At 65.8% G+C, this 18771-nt stretch carries 13 protein-coding genes and 1 pseudogene; 9 read left to right on the forward strand and 5 right to left on the reverse strand.

Features of this window, described 5'->3' with window-relative positions:
- Positions 1-372: 372 nt before the first annotated feature.
- Entirely contained in the window at positions 373-711 is a 339-nt protein-coding gene (locus tag DXK21_RS16975) for a hypothetical protein (RefSeq protein ID WP_245945240.1), read from the forward strand.
- Positions 712-795: 84 nt separating this feature from the next.
- Here the strand turns inward: DXK21_RS16975 and DXK21_RS14790 are convergent, their stop codons facing one another.
- Complete coding sequence (locus DXK21_RS14790) at positions 796-3942, reverse strand: DEAD/DEAH box helicase (protein ID WP_162790708.1); 3147 nt, start codon at positions 3940-3942, stop codon at positions 796-798.
- A gap of 376 nt (positions 3943-4318) precedes the next feature.
- Between DXK21_RS14790 and DXK21_RS14795 the strand changes: the two genes are divergently transcribed.
- The 3 genes from DXK21_RS14795 to adhP all read left to right on the forward strand — a co-directional run bounded on the left by DXK21_RS14795 (position 4319) and on the right by adhP (position 8040).
- Positions 4319-5287 (forward strand): GAF domain-containing protein, encoded by a 969-nt coding sequence (locus DXK21_RS14795; protein ID WP_114818545.1) that lies wholly within the window; start codon positions 4319-4321, stop codon positions 5285-5287.
- 134 nt (positions 5288-5421) lie between these two features.
- Positions 5422-6939, forward strand: coding sequence for an acetaldehyde dehydrogenase ExaC (exaC, locus tag DXK21_RS14800; protein ID WP_114818546.1), 1518 nt, complete (start codon positions 5422-5424; stop codon positions 6937-6939).
- Between the two features lie 69 nt (positions 6940-7008).
- Entirely contained in the window at positions 7009-8040 is a 1032-nt protein-coding gene (gene adhP, locus DXK21_RS14805; RefSeq protein WP_114818554.1) for an alcohol dehydrogenase AdhP, read from the forward strand.
- Here adhP and soxR read toward each other — a convergent pair.
- On the reverse strand, positions 8024-8545 hold the full coding sequence (gene soxR, locus DXK21_RS14810) for a redox-sensitive transcriptional activator SoxR (protein ID WP_114818547.1): 522 nt from the start codon (positions 8543-8545) through the stop codon (positions 8024-8026). The two genes, adhP and soxR, sit on opposite strands and share 17 nt — an antisense overlap.
- Positions 8546-8656: 111 nt before the next feature.
- Here soxR and DXK21_RS16980 point away from each other — a divergent pair, with 111 nt between their 5' ends.
- Positions 8657-10135, forward strand: coding sequence for an MFS transporter (locus tag DXK21_RS16980; protein WP_114818548.1), 1479 nt, complete (start codon positions 8657-8659; stop codon positions 10133-10135).
- Between the two features lie 336 nt (positions 10136-10471).
- On the opposite strand, the pseudogene DXK21_RS14820 reads toward DXK21_RS16980, so the two are convergent.
- Positions 10472-11626: pseudogene (locus DXK21_RS14820) on the reverse strand (MFS transporter); the annotation flags it as partial.
- 123 nt (positions 11627-11749) lie between these two features.
- Here DXK21_RS14820 and DXK21_RS14825 point away from each other — a divergent pair.
- Positions 11750-12607 (forward strand): LysR family transcriptional regulator, encoded by an 858-nt coding sequence (locus DXK21_RS14825; RefSeq protein WP_162790709.1) that lies wholly within the window; start codon positions 11750-11752, stop codon positions 12605-12607.
- Positions 12608-12708: 101 nt separating this feature from the next.
- On the opposite strand, the gene DXK21_RS14830 is transcribed toward DXK21_RS14825, so the two are convergent.
- Together DXK21_RS14830 and DXK21_RS14835 are read right to left on the reverse strand one after the other, a co-directional pair.
- Positions 12709-12963: a hypothetical protein gene (locus DXK21_RS14830; protein WP_114818550.1), complete on the reverse strand. Its 255-nt coding sequence runs from the start codon at positions 12961-12963 to the stop codon at positions 12709-12711.
- A gap of 108 nt (positions 12964-13071) precedes the next feature.
- On the reverse strand, positions 13072-14229 hold the full coding sequence (locus DXK21_RS14835) for a metallophosphoesterase (protein WP_114818551.1): 1158 nt from the start codon (positions 14227-14229) through the stop codon (positions 13072-13074).
- Between the two features lie 142 nt (positions 14230-14371).
- On the opposite strand from DXK21_RS14835, the gene DXK21_RS14840 reads away from it, so the two are divergent.
- The 3 genes from DXK21_RS14840 to DXK21_RS14850 all read left to right on the forward strand — a co-directional run bounded on the left by DXK21_RS14840 (position 14372) and on the right by DXK21_RS14850 (position 18544).
- Positions 14372-14932: an RNA polymerase sigma factor gene (locus DXK21_RS14840; RefSeq protein ID WP_114818555.1), complete on the forward strand. Its 561-nt coding sequence runs from the start codon at positions 14372-14374 to the stop codon at positions 14930-14932.
- Entirely contained in the window at positions 14932-15936 is a 1005-nt protein-coding gene (locus DXK21_RS14845) for a FecR family protein (RefSeq protein WP_114818552.1), read from the forward strand. The genes DXK21_RS14840 and DXK21_RS14845 overlap by 1 nt, the downstream gene beginning before the upstream one ends.
- A gap of 94 nt (positions 15937-16030) precedes the next feature.
- Positions 16031-18544: a TonB-dependent receptor gene (locus DXK21_RS14850; protein ID WP_114818553.1), complete on the forward strand. Its 2514-nt coding sequence runs from the start codon at positions 16031-16033 to the stop codon at positions 18542-18544.
- Positions 18545-18771: the final 227 nt, after the last annotated feature.

Raw genomic sequence — 18771 nt, forward strand, 5'->3', positions numbered from 1 at the left:
CTCCTCAGGAGCCTGAATCAGATCGCACGCCGCAATTCAATGGGTCCTGAGCCTAAATAGGGAGAAAAAGATACCGACATCACGCAGATTTTATACCCTCGAAAACGTGTTTGTTTTCAACAGGCTTATTTGTGTGAGGTGTTTTAGTCGGCAGAGATGTCGATGATTGCTAAAAAGTACTGATATTGCAACGGCTTATAAAGCAGCAAGTAATCGAGTGGGAATGATACAGGCCTTTCGGCAGTTTTCGGCATCGCTTCCGAAAACGCCTGTAAGTCACTGACGTAAAAGTGAATTCAGACGAGACCCTTCGAAGCCTTTCGGAGGGTCTCGCTTTTGTGATGCCGACCCTTTTGACGGTATCACTCGCCGTTGCTCGCGGAAGGCGTCTCGCAGGCGCTGGAGAAGCAGTGGGCCAAGCGTCGCCTGAAGGAGACGCGCAGCTTTGAGCATGTCGCCCAGCGCTGGATGGACACCGCGCCCATGGCGGACAGCACCCGCAACATGCGCCGGTCGATTTTCAATCGGGAAGTCCTGCCGCAATGGCGCACCCGGCTGTTGAACGAGATCACCCCCGACGACCTCAGCGCGCCTGACAAGTCGAGTAGAGGGTTTATCCAGCCAACCGTCGAGCGAGCGCTGCAAACACTCCTGCGTTCTCCCAGGCAGTCCGACTTCCGACGACATAGAGCCGCTCCTGGGCGCGTGTGATCGCGACGTTGAGCAGGTTGGGCTGGCCGCCGGCCCAACCGCGTGCGCCGCGCTGTTGGGCGAGGGGCGCGCCGAGCACGAAGATCACGGCTTCGGCCTCGCGCCCTTGAACGGTGTGGGGACCGTGCCGACGCGCTCCTTGATCCATTCCTTGGGATCGGGGACCCAGCCCTCGAGGACGCGGCTTTCGAGAATCGCGCGGTACAATCCGTCCTTCACGACGACGAAGGGCGTGACGACATATAGGTTAGGCTCGACTTCCCGGCGACGAAGCTCTGATAGAAGAGCAATCGTCGCTTCGCCTTCCTCCGGCGACCATTTATCTGTCGCGCCACCCTGGACGTCGATCCAGCGCGATGGCCCCAGCACGTCGCCGATGGGCGAGGAGCCCGGCTGTTTGGCCTGAACCATCAATCCGCCATAGGCGACGGCGTTGGCGATGCTGAACATCGGATCGGCGCACCGCCGATGGACGAGCAGGGGGACGCCCACCGTCCGCGTGCCGGGCCCGGTCGAGAACTCCGCTATATAGGGCGTCGCGGCGTCCGCCAGGGTTTGAGCCGACGCCGCCGGCGCATTGAAGCGGTCCGGGTCCACGCCGAAATGGCGCTGGATCGCATCGGTCAGTGTATCGGGGAGAGTGACAACCGGCGGGATCTGTATGGGGTCGCCGACGATAACGGCCCGTCGACTACGCATCAGGCCGCCGACCGCCGATTGCGGCGTCGCCTGGCCGGCCTCATCGACGAGGAGCCACCCCAGGCTTTCCGGCGGCATGCCCTCGAACATGCGGTCCATCGAGGCGAAAGTCGTCGAGATCACGGGCGTGATCAGGAACAGTGAAGACCAGAGATGGGGAAGCAGGGCGCGCTTCTCGGGCGTCGTCAGCGAGGCGCCAGCGAACACATTCATCAAGGCGCCGATGTTGTGGCGGATCGGACGGGCCGCGGCGTCGATAAAGGCCTTGTGGAGCTCCATGGCGGCGACGAACACCTGGTCGCGGCGGCGCTGGCTCACCTCGTTCAGCCAAGGTGTCGCCTTGTGAAGGTCCTCATGAGCCTGATCGAAGAAGGTGCGATCGACGAAGCGCGCACCGATTTCCTGACGACGAACCGCCACGGCGGCCACGACACTCGATAGCGCGTCGAATATCTGCTGCCCTTCTGGGCTCGGTGGATCGCCGAGCCTGCTCCACCGACCCAGCCGATCCAGCAACGGCGCCGGCAGGGTCTTGCCCTCCGCTGTCGCGGCGAGAGGCGCTTCCAGGTCCGTCCGAGCTTCTGCAAGGGCTGAACGCCAGGCTCGCCATTTGCTCAGCCGGAAGAGGCGGCTCCAGAAGCCTGGTCGAAGTGTGGAGGCTTGGCGCAGCTTGTCGAACGCCTGCAGCAGGCGAGGCAGGGTCGCCCACCGCCGCCGCACAGTTTCGAGCTCCGCCAGATCCTCTTCGCTGTCGCGCAGGGCCGCGGCGAAGCGTTGCCTGGCGCCCTCCCAGCGTCGAAGCGCCTCACTGCGGCTGGAGGGTGCGTTCTCGGCCGTGACCACGCGGGGAGGGCGTTCAGTGATGGGGGCGTCAGGTCCATCGCCTTCCTCTTCTACCACCGGCCGCGACCCCCTGGCCGCGTCGAGGTAGGTGGAAAGACCGACATCCTTGTCCCACCAGAACGTCTGCCGGAAATGGTGGCGGTTGCCGGCGTTGCCCAACACCGCGGCGATCAGACCCCAACTGTCCCGTTGGAGCAGCGCGTCCGATGTGGTCTTCCAGTATCTCAGACCAGGCTCGTCGTCGGCGACGGCGCTGGAGGCCGGCAGTTCAGCGCTGATGTTTTCCACGGCCTTATTGTTGGACGAGGCGACCAGCAGTTCGTGACCGCGTAGGCCCGGGGCGAGCGAATAGAGGTCAAACCATCCGCTGCCGGCCTTCAGGCGTTGGTTCGCCGCGGTGAAGGCTTCCTCAGGATCGTCGAACGCGACCATCTCTTGTGCGCGGTCGGTGATGACGGCGGCGACGAGGTCGCGCAGCAGGGTGGTCTTGCCGGTTCCCGGCGGACCGTTCACGCCGACGACGCCGCCATCCCGCGTCTCTTGTCGCGCCAGATTGACCGCCGCCTGCTGCAACAGGACCAGAGGATGGCGTCCTCGGCCAGGCCAGCGCACGGGCGGGTGGAGATGAGGGGCGACGGCGCCGCTGAGCGCGGCTCGGCTGTCCAGGAGGTTTCGCTGCTCGGTAGGCGCGACCATTCCCAGGTATTGCCGCAGCGCCTTGGGAGTCTGGCCTTGTCGCACCAGGGTTCGGGCCGTTTTGAGGTCGCGCAGGAAGAAGCTGTTGATCAGCAGAGGGGAGGGCGTTTCGGCGCTCTTGAAGCCCACATAGCTGCGGACCGCGAACGCCGGCGGGCTGACCAGATCGGCCGGCAGGCCGAGCGCGCCGACGAGATCGCGATAGGCGCGCGTCAGCATTTCCGAGGTGACTGGAACCGGATCGCCGGCCTTGTCTTGCTGGCGGACGATGGTCTCGACCCGTTCGATCAGTCCGGGCTCCACGCTCGCCCAATCGGCCAGCGAACCGATCCGGCCGGCCAGGGCCTGAGGCAGGCCCCAGCCGAAGCTGGCGACCATGACGGGATCGTCCTCAATGGGACGCCCCCGTTGATCCACGATCAGGACGGCCAGCGGCGCCTTCCCCCGGGCCTGCGGACGCTCCGCCCGAGTGTCGCTGAAGACTCGCGTCAGTCGCTCGATGGCCTTCGGCAGGTCCACGGCGCCGAGCATGATCTGGTAGTAGACGCGCGTGCCCGGCTTGGCTTTGTCGCCGCGTTCCCAAGGCAGGCCCCGTTCGAACTGGGCGATGGAGCCTCGGTCGCCGTTCGTCCAATCCTCGGGCCGCACATAGCCCCTGGGCGAAAGCACCTCCAGCGCCGTCCAGGCTTGGAGGATGTCGACGGCGTCGTTGGTGATAGGTTTGGCCGGCTTGGGGCTCGGCCTGGCGGACGGCTCCGGCTCGACTGATGGCGCGAAGGGCTCGGACGAGACGGGCGCCGCCACTACCGCTTTGTGCAGGGGCGGGGTCAGGCCGTCGAGCGCGGTCTGCACCCTGCGCGACAGGATTCTGGCGCGTTCGGTCGAGCGGTGGTCCAATTCGCTCGCGAGCGCCTGCAAACCTTGCCGGTCCGATGAAACCTGGTCGAAGAGCCGCTCAAGGTCGGCGATGCTGGATTTGAAGTATGGCCGCAAAAACTGTCCCCCCGGACATCGGGCGCGCGGTGCGCCCTATCACTCAATCGCCGGCGGTCACGGCTGCGCGAAGGTCTTCCAGCCGCTTGTCGCTGGCGGCGGCGTCGAGTTCACGCTGTTTCGCGAGCGGCAATCTCCTCAGCGCACGTTTCATGCCGGAGTCTCCGAAAAGCGGAGCCGACACGCAAGAGTCGAAACGCCCCGATCCGCTTGTACCTAGGCTGCCGCGCTCGTAATCGCCACGCTAGCACCTGCGGGCGCCGGTTCCACAGGTCTGGCCATCGCTCGTGTGGGCGTTGAGCCGCCCTGAGCGGGCTGTTGACGTTTGGCGGAGTGAGGCGTCAAATTGCGTCGAGGGAACCCTTGGAGACCGACCATGGCTGATCGGTGGCGCGGTGATCACGGCAGTCTGATCCGGCAGGCGCTGGACGAGGGAGCGGGCGCGCGCTCGGCGCTGGCGGCGTCGTGGCGGCGCTCGATGACCCTTTACGGCCTCGATCCCGTCGAGCATGGCCGGGTCGAAACCGTCACCGAACAGCAGCTTCTTGAGGCGCGTCAGGCCATGGAGCCGCTGACGCGGGCGGCTGAGGGCGTGCTGGATCGGCTGTTCCTGGCGGTCGGCGGGGTCGGGTGCTGCGTCCTGCTGACCAACGCCGAGGGCGTGCCGGTCGAGCGCCGCGGTGCGGCGGCCGACGACGAGACCTTCCATCGCTGGGGCCTGTGGCCCGGCGCGGTCTGGTCCGAGGCGGTCGAGGGCACCAACGGCATCGGCACGGCCCTGGCCGAGCATCGCGCCGTGACCATCCACCGCGAACAGCATTTCCACGCCCGCAATACGGGGCTGAGCTGCATCACCCACCCGATCCACGACCACATGGGGCGACTGGCCGGAGCGCTGGACGTGTCCTCCTGCCGCGCTGACGCGACCGAGGCCATCCTGGGGCTAATCTCGGCGGCCGTTTCGGATGCGGCCCGTGCTATCGAGGCCCAGACCTTCCGACAGGCCTTCGCCGACGCGCGCATCGTGCTGGCGGGCGGGGCGACTGAGCGGAATGCGGCGGCCCTGCTGGCGGTGGACCGGGATGATCTGGTCATCGGGGCTACAAGGGCGGCGCGTCTGTCGCTGGCCATCACCGACGAGCGGATCGCGGCCCAGCTCCCGGCCTCGGACCTGCTGACGCCCGGCGGGGCTGAGGCGGACCTGCTGGAGGCCGAGCGGGGGGCTGTGCGGCGGGCTCTGGCCCGCAGCGGAGGCAATGTCTCGGCCGCCGCGCGGGCCTTGGGCGTCAGTCGCGCCACCCTGCATCGCAAGCTGCATCGTCTGGGTCTGATCGACCTGCACTGACCTGTCGCAATCCTGCGACAGGTTTGCGCCGCACCATTGCGAGGGCGTCTGGCGCTTCGTCCCCTGCCGACCAAACTGGCCTCAAACGACGTCGAACAATCGACGCCCGAGGAAACCAGCAGGAGGCTCTTTCCGTGACCAAGCCCGAATTCATCCGCGCCGCGACGCCCAAGTTCAAGACGCGCTACGACAACTTCATCGGCGGCCAGTGGGTCGCTCCGGTCAACGGCCGCTATTTCGAGAACACCTCCCCGGTGAACGGCCGCGTCCTGTGCGAGGTGGCTCGCTCGGACGCGGCCGACGTCGAACTGGCGCTGGACGCCGCCCACGCCGCCAAGGACGCCTGGGGCAAGACCAGCGTCGCCCAGCGCGCGCTGATCCTCAATCGGATCGCCGACCGGATCGAGGCCAATCTTCAGGCCGTGGCCGAGGCCGAGACTTGGGACAACGGCAAGCCGGTGCGTGAGACCCTGGCGGCGGACATCCCCCTGGCCATCGACCACTTCCGCTATTTCTCCGGCTGCATCCGCGCCCAGGAGGGCGGCATTTCGGAGCTGGATAACGACACGGTCGCCTATCACTTCCACGAGCCGCTGGGCGTGGTCGGCCAGATCATCCCTTGGAACTTCCCCATCCTGATGGCGGCGTGGAAGATCGCCCCGGCCCTGGCAGCGGGCAATTGCATCGTGCTGAAGCCGGCGGAACAGACCCCGGCCTCGATCCTGCTGCTGGCCGAACTGATCCAGGACATTCTGCCGGCGGGCGTGCTGAACATCGTCTCCGGCACGGGGGTCGAGGTCGGCGAGCCGTTGGCCACAAATCCGCGCATCGCCAAGATCGCCTTCACCGGCTCGACCGCCGTCGGTCAGAAGATCATGGAGTACGCGACGCAGAACATCATTCCGGTGACGCTGGAGCTGGGCGGCAAGTCGCCCAACATCTTCTTCAAGGACGTGATGGACGCCGACGACGCCTTCCTGGACAAGGCGCTGGAAGGGTTTGCGATGTTCGCGCTGAACCAGGGCGAGGTCTGCACCTGCCCCAGCCGCGCCCTGATCCACGAAGACATCTATGAGGCTTTCATTGAGAAGGCCATCGCCCGCGTCGAGGCCATCAAGCAGGGCGATCCGCTGGACCCGTCCACCCAGGTCGGCGCCCAGGCCTCGGACCAGCAGCTACAGAAGATCCTGAGCTATTTGAAGATCGGCAAGGACGAAGGGGCCGAGGTCCTGACGGGCGGGGAGCAGTCGCTGCTGCCGGACGACCTGTCGGGCGGCTATTACGTCAAACCGACCGTGTTCAAGGGCACCAACGACATGCGGGTCTTCCAGGAGGAGATCTTTGGTCCGGTCCTGGCCGTGACCACCTTCAAAACCTTCGAAGAGGCGATGGAGATCGCCAACGACACCGAATACGGCCTGGGCGCCGGCGTCTGGTCGCGCGACATGAACACCGCCTATCGCGCCGGCCGGGCCATTCAGGCCGGGCGGGTCTGGACCAACTGCTATCACCAGTATCCGGCGCACGCGGCCTTTGGCGGCTACAAGAAGTCGGGCATCGGCCGCGAGAACCACCGCATGATGCTGGACCACTATCAGCAGACCAAGAACCTGCTGGTCAGCTACAGCCCGGACAAGCTGGGCTTCTTCTGATCCTTTTGAAGGCGCGGGCGTTCAGTCCGCGCCTTTTCTCTTTCGCGATCCAACCGAGGAGTAGTGATCATGGCCATGACCATGAAGGCCGCTGTCGTGCGTGAGTTCGGCAAACCATTGGTGATCGAGGACGCGCCGATCCCGACGCCGGGTCCCGGCATGATCCAGGTGAAGATCGAGGCCACCGGGGTCTGCCACACCGATCTGCACGCGGCCGAGGGCGACTGGCCGGTCAAGCCGAACCCGCCCTTCATTCCCGGCCATGAGGGCGTCGGCTATGTCTCGGGGGTCGGCGCAGGGGTCAAGCACGTCAAGGAGGGGGACCGCGTCGGCGTGCCCTGGCTCTACACCGCCTGCGGCCACTGCAAGCACTGCCTCGGCGGCTGGGAGACCCTGTGTCATGATCAGCAGAACACCGGCTATTCGGTCAACGGCAGCTTCGCCGAATATGTCGTCGCCGACTCGAACTTCGTCGGCCACCTGCCGGCCAACATCAGCTTCGAGGAGATTGCGCCCATCCTGTGCGCCGGGGTCACGGTCTACAAGGGGCTGAAGGTCACGGACACCAAGCCGGGCGACTGGGTGGTGATCTCGGGCGTGGGCGGTCTGGGCCACCTGGCGGTGCAGTACGCCAAGGCCATGGGCCTGAACGTGGCGGCGGTCGACATCGACGACTCCAAGCTCGACCTGGCCCGTCGCCTGGGCGCGACCGTGACGGTCAACGCCAAGACCTCAAACGACCCCGCCGCCGACATCAAGCGCCAGACCGACGGCGGCGCCCAGGGGGTGCTGGTCACGGCCGTGTCGCCCAAGGCGTTCGAACAGGCCCTGGGCATGACTTCGCGCGGGGCGACGGTGGCCCTGAACGGCCTGCCGCCTGGCGACTTTCCCCTGTCGATCTTCGACATGGTGCTGAATGGGACGACGGTGCGTGGGTCGATTGTCGGCACGCGACTGGACCTTCAGGAAGCCCTGGATTTTGCGGCCGACGGCAAGGTGAAGTCGATCAATACAATCGAACCGCTGGACAACATCAACGACATCTTCGCCCGCATGCACAGAGGCCAGATCGAAGGGCGGGTGGTCATGTCGCTCGGTTGATTTGTGAAGATCTCTGAGTTCCCTCATCGCCGTCGCCTTTGCGAAGGTCTGCTGTCGTGTCTCGTTCGAGCAGGACAGCGCCTTCGCCGAGTTGGCTCAAACGATCGCTCGGATTTCTGAGGGGGCAGTCGGCCATGGAGAGGCAGCCGCAGCCGATGCACCCGTCAAGCTGGTCACGCAACTGACCCAGGCTGCGTATGCGGTCAGTCAGCATGTCTCGCCAACTTGTGGAGAGCTGTCGCCAGTCCTCCAAGGTGGGGGCTCGGTCGGAAGGGAGTTTAGCCAGCGCCGTCTTGATCGCCGCCAGCGGAATGCCGGCGCGTTGAGCCACCTTGATGATGGCGACGCGGCGCAGGACGTCGCGGGAATAGCGGCGCTGGTTGCCATCGCTACGCCATCCCTGGATCAGCCCCTTTGCCTCATAGAAGTGGATGGTCGAGACCGCGACGCCGCTGCGACGCGCAATGTCTCCGACCGAAAGCGGGATGCGGACGTCGATCGGCATGTTCACGAAGCTTCTTGACCTCAACTATGGTTGAGGTTTCATAAGGCGCGTCGGCTTGCCCTTGCAAGCTCGCATCCGCGGTTGCGGATGAGATCCCGAAGTGGAGCTGACATGAACTCTCGCGACATCCCGCCCGAGCCGCGCTCGCAACCCATACGGTCGGTGGACGACGATACAGGTGAGGGGCTCCTCGTCCCGCCGAGGGTCGGCTGGGCCGCCCTGCTGTCCGGCGCGAACGGCGTACGGTCGCTCGCGCTTGTCGGGGGCGTCGCTCTCCATGCGATCAACGTCTACATCGCGACCACCATCCTGCCTTCGGTTGTTCGCGATATCGGAGGGCTGGATCTCTATGCCTGGAACACGACGGTCTTCGTCGTCGCCTCCATCATGGGGTCCGCGCTCTCGACCAGGCTGCTCCAGCGGGCGGGGCCAAGGGGCGGCTATGCGATCGCGGCTGCGGTCTTCGCCATCGGCGCCTTGATCTGTGCGGTTTCGCCTTCAATGCCGATCATGTTGATTGGGCGTCTCGTCCAGGGACTTGGCGGCGGATTCCTCTTTGCCCTTGCCTATGCGATGATCCGGGTGGTGTTCCACGAAGCCCTTTGGCCGCGCGCAATGGCGCTCGTTTCAGGCATGTGGGGCGTCGCGACCCTGGTCGGCCCTGCGGTCGGCGGCGTATTCGCTCAGCTTGGCGTCTGGCGGGCCGCCTTCTGGTCGCTCGCTCCGGTCGCCATTCTATTCGCCCTGCTGGCGGCGATGGCCTTGCCGAAGGGGGATGCCCGGCCGGCCGAGCGATCGGCGATCCCCTTCACGCAGATCGCCTTGCTAATGGCCGCAGTGCTGGCGATCTCGGCCGGCAGCACCTTGCCCGGCCTGACCTGGAATATTCTCGGCGTCGTCGCAGCCATCGTTCTGACGGGCCTGTTGGTCTGGGTGGAGGGGCGCGCCCGGCTGAAGCTGCTGCCCCTTGGGGCGTTTCGGCCGACAACATCGATCGCCGCGCTCTACGCGACCATGTTCCTGCTCTCCATGGCGGTCACAAGCGGAGAGATTTTTGTGCCTCTCTTCCTGCAGGTTTTGCATCATCAATCTCCGCTCGTGGCAGGCTATCTCGCGGCCCTTATGGCTGCCGGCTGGACGCTCGGTTCGATCGCCAGTGCAGGGGCGGGCGGGCGCGGCGCTGATCGCATGGTCATGGCCGGCCCGCTCCTTGTCCTGGTCGGCATGGTGGTTCTGACCGTGCTGGCGCCAAACGTCAGCGCCGGCGGTGGGTTGGAACTGGCCCCGATCTGTCTGGCCCTGGCGGGCATCGGGATGGGCGTCGGCCTGGCATGGCCGCATCTGCTGACCCGGGTGATCAAGGCGGCGATCCCGAGCGAACAGGAACTGGCCGGCGCCTCCCTGACAACCGTCCAGTTATTCTCTACGGCCATGGGCGCCGCGCTCGCGGGAATGGTGGCCAATGCCGGGGGCTTGATCGATCCGGGCGGGACGACGGGAACCGCAAGCGCGGCGCGCTGGCTGTTCGGCGTCTTCACCCTTGCACCATTGCTTTGTCTTGTGACGGTGAGGCGTATCGCCAGGGTCTGAAGCTGCTTGATCGGCCACGCGCCGCTTCCGGAAGATGACAGCGCTTGCGGCTGTCAGAATCCAGCAGCCTATTCCCCCGTAAATCATCACGAGCGCGAAGCCGTGGCTGAGCGTCTCGCGCGCCAGGTTGGTCGCCACGCCGGACTGGAGATTCCCGGCGGATATGCGTTCGGCGGCGAGATGAAGATCGACCGCTGTCGCGATGGCCGAACCCTTCAGGTGGTCCAGGACGCCGTTGAACAGGATCGCGCCCATGACGGCGATGTTGATCGCGAGGGTGATCATGCGCGCGCTCATATCCATGCCTGAAGCCATGCCGGCCCGGTCGCTGGAGACCGCGCCAGTCGCCGTGTTGGTGACGGGCGTGTTGGTGAAGCCCAGGCCTGCGCCAGCCAGCAGCAGGCCCGGCGCCAGGAACGGCCAGCCGGCGCCGGGCATTTCGAGCGACAGGCGCATCGCGATCAGGCCGGCGCCGATGGCGAACAGGCCCAGAGGAATGACAAGGCCGGGGCCGAAGCGCAGCGACAACCGCTCGGCCAGAGGCGGCGCGATCAGGGTGGGAAGGGTGTAGAGGAGCAAAGCCAGTCCGACGCCGATCGGGGATAAGCCAAGGCCGGCCTGGAACCAGATCGGCAGATAGATGATCAGCGGCCAGAAACTGAGGTTCATGCCGACGGCCCCCACAAGGGCGCCGGAGAAGGCTGGGCTGCGGAAGACGCTGAAGTCGAACATCGGATGAGCGACGCGGCGTTCGACCACCACGAAGGCGATCAAACCGACGACGGAAGTCGCCAGGATCGCCAGCGCTAGAGGGGACGCAAAGCCCAGGCGCGGGCCTTCGGTGATGAAGGCGGTTAGCGTCAGGACGGCGGTGGAAAGTGTCAGGATACCGGCAATGTCCAGGCGACTGGCCTGCGGGTCTTTCGATTCACGGACTCCGATCAGACCAAGCGTGAAGGTGACGAGGGCCAGGGCCACGTGAACGAGGAAGACCCATTCCCAGCCCGCCACAGCGACGATGCCGCTGCCGATGATCGGGCCGAACCCCAGCCCTATGCCGAAAATAACGCCCCACCAGGCGAAGGCCGAACTCCGGGCCCGGGCGTCCTGAAACTGGTGGGAGAGAATGGCGACCTGGCAGATCAGCATAACGCCGCCCGCGACGCCCTGAAGAAGGCGAGCGCCGATCAGGACGGCGACGTCATGGGTGATCCCGCACACGAGGGAGGTCAGGCCGAACGCGACCACGCCGATCAGAAACAGACGCTTGCGGCCAAAGCGATCGGCCAAGGCGCCTGCAGCCATCAACACGGTGGCGACCGCGATCGTATAGGCGTTCATGACCCACTGGAGCTGGACGAAGTCGGCGCCGAGCGTGCGTTCAAGCGTGGGCAGGATGACCGGCACGCTGGAAATCTCCAGGCCGAACATCAGGGATGACAGGGTGACGGCGGCGAGCGCGAGGGTGCTCTGGGACGGGCGACGGGACATTGCGGGTCATCTCTGAAACGCCGGGCGGGATCAGGTCGCCGGCCGAGGCGAGATAGTTCGAACTTGACCACAACGAAACGAGATGATTTCGGATTACAGAGATTGCAATCTTGGATGATTGAAATGAAGTCGCTTGATGTGGATGCCGTCAGGACCTTCGTCGCCATCGCCGACCTGCAGGGTTTCACGCGCGCCGCCGAAGCGCTGGCGACGACCCAGGGCGCGGTCAGCGTGAAGCTGAGGCGGCTGGAGGAGGGGCTCGGACACAGGTTGATCGAACGCACGCCGCGCGCGGTGCGCCTTTCTGCCCAAGGCGCGCTCTTTCTGGAACCTGCGCGGGCTTTTCTGAGCACTCACGAACAGGCCCTGTCCTCGCTGGGCGGCGGCCGACGTCGTTTCGTTCTCGGGATCGCCGCCCACGTCGCTGGACCTGAAGTCCCAATCCTGCTGGCTCGTCTCAATGCGCATGACCCCTGCCTGACGATCGAGGTGAGGCTGGAAAACTCGCGTGTTCTGCTGGACGCTTTTGATCGCGGCGAACTGGATGCGGCGATCATTCGGCGGGATGAGGATCGCCGCGATGGCGAAATCCTAGGGCCGGAACATTTCGGCTGGTTCGCCGCGCCTCAGTTCGAGCGGCGCGAAGATGAGCCGCTGCGGTTGGCTGCCCTCTCTCCCGCCTGCGGCGTTCGCGACATCGCGACCCGCGCACTGGATCAGGCCGGAATCGCCTGGATCGAAGTCTTCCTGGGCGGCGGGTCTTCAGCGGTCGATGCGGCGGTGTCGGCCGGGTTGGCGACCTCGGCCTTTTCTCGCAGGCTTGCGCCCGCCGGCACCGTCGACATCAGTGAGCGGTTCGGGCTGCCGCCGCTTCCGTCGTCCGAGATCGTGCTCCATTCGACGCTGACCGATCCCAAGTCGAAGGCAGCGCTGCGCACCATTGTCAGCGCCTTCCGAGAGCACCGAGGCGCCATTCGATGAGCCGAAACGCTTTGCTGCTCCACCATCGAGACGCTGCCAGCACCTGCTCGCCAAGCACCCGTCGACGGCGACCTAGCCGCTGATACGGACGCCCTCGCTTTTCAACAGAGCCGTTGCGGGCGCCGGGTCTGGCATGGCCTCGCCCAGGTGCACGCCGGGCTCGTGCGAGCCCCGGTCAGGGCGGGCAGGTTCACCTGATCGGGCGTGTTGAAACGATAGAGCCTGTGAGGGCCGCCCTCGCCGAAATCCCTGACCTGACCGTCGCGGAACCCCCGTCGCTCGCGCCAGACGCCGTCCTCCATGGTCAGGAAGGGCGTCGAGATGCGGTCCATGCAGGAGACGGAGTTAATCTCCATTTTGCATCAACCGTTTATTCGCTGTTGCGAGTCCAGTTATTCCGTCGTGATTGTTTCGGTTTCTACAGTTGTAATAGATGCTCGTTGCGTGGCTGCGAACATCGCAGGTCAGTGCTGAAGCTGTGGCGGGAAGTCCAGCTCGAAGGCTGATCGTTCCGGCGCGACCCCGAAGGTGGCCTCGCCGTCAAGGCCGGCATAGCGGCCGAGCAGCGTCGAGTAGGTGTAGAAGCGGATTTTCCGGGCGTCGGTGTCGAAGGCCATAAACCTGAGCCAGCCTGCGCCGCCATTGGCCGAGTCCGCCGTTCCGTCCGGCCCGACCGTATTGCCCTGATAGTCCTGGATCAGCTGATAGACGGGATGTCCGGCGTCGTTGAGGTCGATCCGCAGGTTCTCGCCGTTGGACACGCCCTCAACCGGGCGAGTGTAGTTATGACCGCTCAGGACCATGAAGATCATGGCGTTCTTGCGGATGAAGCGGTCCCAGATCTGATCGGGCGTGAGGTTGTCGGCGCCCGGGAAATAGCTGGCGTAGCCGTTTGACCGTTCATGGGCGTCGGGGCGCAGCCATTCATGGGTGGTGATCATGACGGGAAGACCCGGATGGGCGTCAATGACGGCTTGAGCCCAGTCCAGCGCCGACTGCGGGGGTTCCATCTCCAGCGACAGGTGCAGAAACTCCCGTCCGCCGCCGCTGAAGGTCTGGTAGCTGTTCAGCCCGTTGTCCGACGCGCCGCCATACCAGGCCTTGCCGCGGAAATGGCGCGAATCCGGCCCGAAGTAGAGGCTCCAGGTGCGACCGCCCGCCAGGGGCTTGGAGGCGCCCGGTCCGCCGTCCTGGGTCCACCAGGAATAGTTGTCGTAGTCGTGGTTGCCGGGGACCATGCCGAACGGCACGCCGCTGCGGCTGAGGATCGAGATCGCGCGGTTGGCGATGTCCCATTCCTCGCGGGTGTCGAAGTAGCGGTACTCGCCTTCGGCGTCGGGTATCGACCGACGGAACTGGCCGTCGCCGTGCTGGACGATGTCACCGACGAAGGTGACGAAGGCCAGGTTCTTTTCTTGCTGCGTATCGACCAGATAGCGCATCTGCTGGTCGAAGGTGTCGGCGCCGCGTGGTTGCGGCAGGGTAATGTCGGCGTAGTTCTGGGTGTCCGACACCACGGCGACGGTGAACACCTCGGCCCATGCCGGCGAAGACGCCGTGAGCGATACGCCCAGGGACAGGGTGACGGCGAAGGCCGCGCCGATCCGTTTGAAGATGTTCATAGGCTTGCTCCGATCCGTCGTGTTCGGTCGCCTTAGCCAGGCTGTGTGACGGTTTTTCCCACTCGTCCGAAGCCGAGGAATTGCGACGGGATTGTCGCGCAACCGACATCAGACGGTGACGCTTGGGCCTCATCAGCCGGGCGTGACCCAGCCGTTTGAAAATTCAGCCGCCGCGCGCTTCCCCTCGCCGGGCGCCGCACCCGACGACGGATTCGGGGGGCTGACCCGAAGGCTTCGCGGCCCCTTGTTTCACTTCTTTCTGCGCCGGACGCGATCGCCCGCCGACGCCGAGGAAATGGTGCAGGATCTCTTCGTCCGCCTGTTGCGCCGCGCCGATCTGCTGAGCCTAGAGAACGTCGACGGCTATGTGTTCGAGGCGGCGGCCAACATGGCGCGGGATCGGGGCCGGTACGAACAGGCCAGGGGGCAGGGGCGGCATGTCGAGATTGACGACCTGGTCGCGGACAGCGAGGCGCCGGGCGCCGAGCAGATCGTCGCGGGGAAGCAGCGATTGAAAAAGATGCTGACGGCGCTGAACGCCCTGCCGCCTCGGGCGCGACAGGTGGTGATCCTGCGGCGCTTCGAGAACCTGACCTATCTCCAGATCGCCCGGCGCCTGGGCATATCCGTGAGCGCGGTCGAAAAGCACATGACGCGTGCGATGACCGCCTTGCGCCTCGATCTGGTCGAGGGCGATCGCTGATGGCTTCCGTCATCCCTGAGCCGGGCAACGACGACTACGCCGACCCGGCCGCCTTCTGGTTCGCGCGGATGAACAGCGGCGATGCTGTTGATCCGAAGGACGAGGCCGAGTTCCGCCGGTGGCTGAGCGAAGATCCCGATAACGCCATGGCCTATCGCGGCTGCCAACAGACCTGGCGCCTTCTGGAGCTTGACGCCGGAGAGGCTGAGGTGCTGGCGTTGCGAGCGACGGCCCTGGGGTCTGACGCGCATCGCCTGACGCGGCGGCGTGCCCTGTTCGGCCTGACCGGCGGGGCCATTGCGGCCTCATGCGGCGGGCTGTGGGTCATGACGGCGGCGTCCTCGGCGCGGGCTCTGATCTCGACGGAAGCGGGCCAGAGGCTGACCGCGCCGCTGCCGGACGGGTCCGAGGTGACGCTGGCGCCGTCGTCGCGTTTGCGCCTCGATTACGGCGCCGACCGGCGGGCGGCGGTGCTCGAAACCGGCCAGGCCTATTTTCACATCCAGCCCGACGCCGCGCCCTTCGTGCTGCGGGTCGGCGACCGGCTTATGACGATTGACCAGGGGCGGTTTCAAACCAGCCACGCGCACGGGCGGCCGGACGTGGTGGTCGAGCAGGGCCGAGTGCGGGTGGTGGAGCGGGGCGGCGGAGCGCCGCTGATCCTGACAGCCGGGCAGGGCTGGGAGGGGCATGGCGGCGAACCACGGGCTGCCGTCACCGATGTCGAGGTCGAGACGGCCTGGCGGATGGGACGATTGGTCGTGCGCGACCGACCGTTGAGCGAGGTGGTCGAACGCTTCAACCGCTACTCGGCCGACAGGCTGACGCTGGCGGACGCGCAGGCCGGCGAAGTCCGCATCTCCGGTTCATTCCGCTATGACGGCGGGCAGGAGTTCGCCCTGGCCCTGGCGCGAGGGTTCGACCTGTCCGTGCGGCGCACGGCGGACGGGTCCTGGCGCATCGGATCGCCGCAAAAGGCGTCTGACGGAGCGGCTACGCTTTGATGAAATTTCCAAGACGAGGTGGGGGTCTGCGGGGCGCCTTCCGTTTCTGAGGGGGAGCCGCCGACGAGCGGCTGACCAGATCTCAGGGGCTACCATGTTCATTTCCAAGCCGCGCGCCGTCGCCTTCAAGGGCATGCTTCTTGCCTGTTCGGCCGTCGCCGCGGTGGCCGCAGCCACGCCGGCTCTGGCCCAGTCGCCGGGCGGCGGCGCGGCCGTTTCCTTCGCCATCGAGAGCCAGTCGATGGAGGAGGCGCTGACCAGCCTGGCGCGCACCGCCGACGTGCAGGTTCTGTTCGCGCCGGAGGCCGTGCGCGGTCGTCGCGCCAACCGCGTCGTCGGCGTCCTGGCCCCCGCCGAGGCCCTGCGTCGGATGGTCGAGGGCACGGGATTGACGGTGGCGCCGGTCGGCGCTCGCACCTTTTCTGTTGCAGTCGCCCACGCCGACCTCGGAGCCGAAAGCGTCACTGCGGTCGAGGACGTGATCGTCACGGCCCAGAAGCGCGCCCAGCGCATCCAGGACGTGCCGCTGGCGGTCACGGTGCTGGACGGCGATGACGCGGCGCGTCGCGGGATCAGCAGCGTGACCGATCTGGTCGACGAGGTTCCGGGCGTGTCGGTGAACTACGCCTTTGGCGGCACCAACTACGGCCTGATCAGCATTCGCGGCATCGGCGGCGCGGACGACTACAAGCCCAACGGCAACCCCTCGGTCGCCCTGCATGTGGACGGCGTCTATCAGACCTCGAACGCTTACCTGGGCATGCCCCTGTTCGACCTGGACCGGGTCGAAATCCTGAAGGGGCCGCAAGGCACCCTGTACGGGCGCAACACCACGGCGGGCGTCATCAACGCCATCACCAAGGGGCCAGGCGACGTGGTCGAAGGCTCCGGGCGCGTCGAGGTCGGCAGCCATGACTACCTGGCCATGGAGGCGGCCGTCGGCGGTCCTCTGGGCGACAAGGTCGGCGTGCGCCTGGCCGTGTTGGCGGAGCAGGGCGGTGGTTTCATGACGGGCGCGGGCGCGGGCGATCTGGCCGGCTATCGTCCGGTGATCGGCGGCGTCGTCCAGACCCAGGTCCCGGCCATCGTCGATCCGGGCCGCCGTGAAGGCTTCGGCGACCAGGACCTGTTCGCCGGTCGCGCCACCGTGGCTCTGGACTTCAGCCCCGAGACCAGCATGACGCTGAAGCTGTTCGGCAGTCGCGACCGGGGCGATACACGTCAGTACGACCGCATCTCGGCGGCGCTGGACAGCAACATCGCCAATGCGGGCGAGAACGACGACCCCTACGAGTTCTATTCGTCGGAATATCCGACCCAGAGCATCGACATCTACGGCGTGTCGGCGGTGCTGGAGCATCAGCTTGCCGACAACCTGAACCTGGCCGTGATCGGCAACATCCAGGGCACGACCCGCTCGGTCCAGGGCAATGGCGACGGCTCGCCCTATCCGGCCTCGCGCTTCGACGCGGACGAGGACCTGAGCCAGACCTCGCTGGAAATGCGCCTCAGCGACGACACCGGCGGCCGGCTGGACTGGATTGTGGGCGCCTTCTACGTCTCTGACGACATCGACTTCGACACCCACTGGACCAGCTATACGGCCCGGACCCAGTACGACAACCTGCACAAGCAGACGCGCAACAGCTTCGCCGTCTTCGGCCAGGTCGACTATGATCTGACCGACAAGCTGACCCTGTCAGGCGGCCTGCGCTACACCCGTGACGAAGCCACCTTCAGCGGTCGGAACGACGACCTGGACCCCTGGGGCATCTCGACTTTCACGACGACCTTCGCCACGACAAACCCCTTCATCTGGGACCGTGCGTTTGAGGACGACAATGTCTCTGGCCGGGTCACGGCCAAATACGCCTTCACGCCGAACCTGAACGTCTTCGTCTCAGCGGGCACGGGCTATCGCGGCGGCGGCTTCGACGGCACCTCGATCTTCACCCAGGCCGAGACCCTGCCGTTCGATTCCGAGACCGTGACCGCCTATGAGGCCGGGTTGCGCTGGACCACCAACCGTCTGCGTCTGTCGGTGGATGTCTTCTCCTACGCGTTCAAGGAACTGCAGGCGACGACCCGATTGGCCAATGACACCAACGGTCGCGCCAATGTCGGTGAGGCCGAAAGCAAGGGGATCGAGTTCGCCGTCAACGCCCTGCTTTTCGAGGGAGCCAACCAGACGTTGGATCTCGATGTGGCGGCGGCCTTCCTGGACACCGAGATCCTCTCGTTCAACTCCGCGCGCGTGGCCGAGGTGCTGTCGACCGTCGGCGACCCCTTGCCGGGCGCGCCGGACGTGACGGCGACGGTCTCGCTGAACCATGGCCTGATGTTGGCCAATGGCTGGCGCCTGGACAGCCGTCTGTCCGTCTCGCACCACGGCGAGGAGAGCAACCGCCTGAACGCGGCGCCGGGCAATACTTCGGAGGCCTACACCTTGCTGAACGCTCGGGTGGAGCTGGAGACGACGGCCAACTGGGCGGTCTACGCCTATGGCCGCAACATCACCGACGAGGTCTATTTCCCGGAACTGAACGGCGCCTCGCGTCTGGTCGGCGCCCCGGCGACCTATGGCGTGGGGCTGCGCTACAGCTTCTGAAGCTGTGCTTGCGCCGTCTTCCAGATGCCAGGGAGACGGCGCAAGCCGTTTAGAGGGCAAGCCACATGCTCTATGAGCGCTTGCTCGCGTATGCACACAGGGGTGACTCCGCTAGGGGCCGCGCGGTCGGCATTGGTCAAGGCGGCCGCCGGCCGCGGCGATACCGAGACGGGGCTAGGTAGTGTGGACAAAGTGGATTCCCAAATCACCAGATGACTGATTCAAGG

Source organism: Brevundimonas bullata (genome assembly GCF_003350205.1).
Classification (GTDB): domain Bacteria; phylum Pseudomonadota; class Alphaproteobacteria; order Caulobacterales; family Caulobacteraceae; genus Brevundimonas; species Brevundimonas bullata.

Bases quoted from the DNA above. Each gene is read 5' to 3' on its own strand.
- DXK21_RS14795 (WP_114818545.1), top strand. From the start codon at position 4,319: ATGGCTGATCGGTGGCGCGGTGATCACGGCAGTCTGATCCGGCAGGCG.
- adhP (WP_114818554.1), top strand. From the start codon at position 7,009: ATGGCCATGACCATGAAGGCCGCTGTCGTGCGTGAGTTCGGCAAACCA.
- soxR (WP_114818547.1), bottom strand. From the start codon at position 8,545: ATGCCGATCGACGTCCGCATCCCGCTTTCGGTCGGAGACATTGCGCGT.
- DXK21_RS16980 (WP_114818548.1), top strand. From the start codon at position 8,657: ATGAACTCTCGCGACATCCCGCCCGAGCCGCGCTCGCAACCCATACGG.
- DXK21_RS14825 (WP_162790709.1), top strand. From the start codon at position 11,750: ATGAAGTCGCTTGATGTGGATGCCGTCAGGACCTTCGTCGCCATCGCC.
- DXK21_RS14830 (WP_114818550.1), bottom strand. From the start codon at position 12,963: ATGGAGATTAACTCCGTCTCCTGCATGGACCGCATCTCGACGCCCTTC.
- DXK21_RS14835 (WP_114818551.1), bottom strand. From the start codon at position 14,229: ATGAACATCTTCAAACGGATCGGCGCGGCCTTCGCCGTCACCCTGTCC.
- DXK21_RS14845 (WP_114818552.1), top strand. From the start codon at position 14,932: ATGGCTTCCGTCATCCCTGAGCCGGGCAACGACGACTACGCCGACCCG.
- DXK21_RS14850 (WP_114818553.1), top strand. From the start codon at position 16,031: ATGTTCATTTCCAAGCCGCGCGCCGTCGCCTTCAAGGGCATGCTTCTT.